The organism is Acidisoma sp. S159, from assembly GCF_009766125.1.
Lineage (GTDB): Bacteria > Pseudomonadota > Alphaproteobacteria > Acetobacterales > Acetobacteraceae > Acidisoma.
On record NZ_LMUG01000063.1, the window covers coordinates 19,528 to 20,915 of the forward strand.

The 1,388-nt window shown below is 59.1% G+C and carries 2 pseudogenes; both read left to right on the plus strand.

From position 1 onward, the window contains the following. Positions 1-215 precede the first annotated feature (215 nt). A pseudogene (locus GSQ92_RS31820) lies at positions 216-347 on the plus strand (IS110 family transposase); the annotation flags it as partial. A 588-nt stretch (positions 348-935) separates the two neighbouring features. Next, a pseudogene (locus tag GSQ92_RS31085) lies at positions 936-1,388 on the plus strand (IS5 family transposase); the annotation flags it as partial.

Sequence of the window (1,388 nt, forward strand, 5' to 3'; positions counted from 1 at the left end):
TAGGGAGCATTTCAGGCGAGGCAATGCGGAAAATCCGTTAATCAGGACTGGAAAGTGCGGTCGCGGCTGATTGACGCGGCGCGACAATATAGCAAGAGCTTTCTGGTTTGGCCGCGCGTCGATCAGGACGGGATTTTGATTGACGAGTGAATTGGTGGCCGTCCGGGGCCGGTTTTTCTGTCAATGGCCGCCCGCCGTCTGAAGCTTTCGACGTTCTCACCCGAACGCGCCAGGAGGAGAGGCGGCGTGGCGAACAGGCCGAGATTGCTTACAAACGCCTGGCCGAAGGATGGACCAAACGTGGGCGCAAGGTGCCCATGAGCGCCGCAAAAGAGGAGCGACTATGACACGGCGGCGCGGCAAGGCTTGCACCTCACGCCCTACTCTGTGCCACGCGGTCACCCATGGGCAGACGGAAAATAGCAGGAACGCCAACAAAAGGCTGTTCAATCTTATCCGTGTTTGGCTGTTCGCCATGGTGCTCGGCTACAGCCGCCTAATCTGGGCGAGATACGTGGTGCACCAGGACCTCGCGACCGTGCTGTGTTGCGACGATCGCATGAAGACCGCAGTACCGGCGAAGGCGAACGCGATGGCATCGCGATCCGCGGCGTCGTGGGCTCGTCGGTGAACACGACCCATCCGCAGCCAATCGCAACCTGCCTCGTGTCCGGTTTAACGGGGGCAACTCCACCCACACTGTCGGCGATATCAGATATCGTGAGCCCCGCCGATGCAGATCCAGGATCATCACCATCCCCTCCAGCCTGACCACCGTTGCGCCAACCTCTTCATGGTGCCCCCTCACAAGGAGGGCATCATCGCCGACTATGGGTTCTCGAGTAACATTCTAGCTGAGTGTCTGACTGAGAAAGGGTTGAGTGATTTCAGTGGGTTGTGATTCTATCGGATTGCGAGTCACGACGGAAATTACAATGGCCTGGACTGAAATCACTCGGCCGCAGTATCGGCGCGCTGGGTTACGCTATGCAAGTGATCTGACGGATGCGGAATGGGCTATGATCGTGCCCTTCATGCCCGAACGGCGCCGCTTCGGGCGGCGTCGCTCCACCAAATTGCGCGCGGTCGTCGAAGCCATGTTCTACATTGCTTCAACGGGATGCCAGTGGCGCCAACTGCCAAAGGACTTTCCGCCATACTCGACCGTGCAAGGCTACTTCTATGCCTGGGTTCTGGATGGACGCTGGGAATTGATCAACCATGCCCTGGTGATGACGTCGCGCGAGAAAGCCGGGCGGCAAGCCAGTCCGACCGCTGGCGTCATCGATAGCCAATCTGTCAAAACCACAGAGAGTGGCGGTCCTCGTGGCTTTGACGCCGGCAAGAAGATCATGGGCCGCAAGCGGCACATCGTCACCGATACAGCC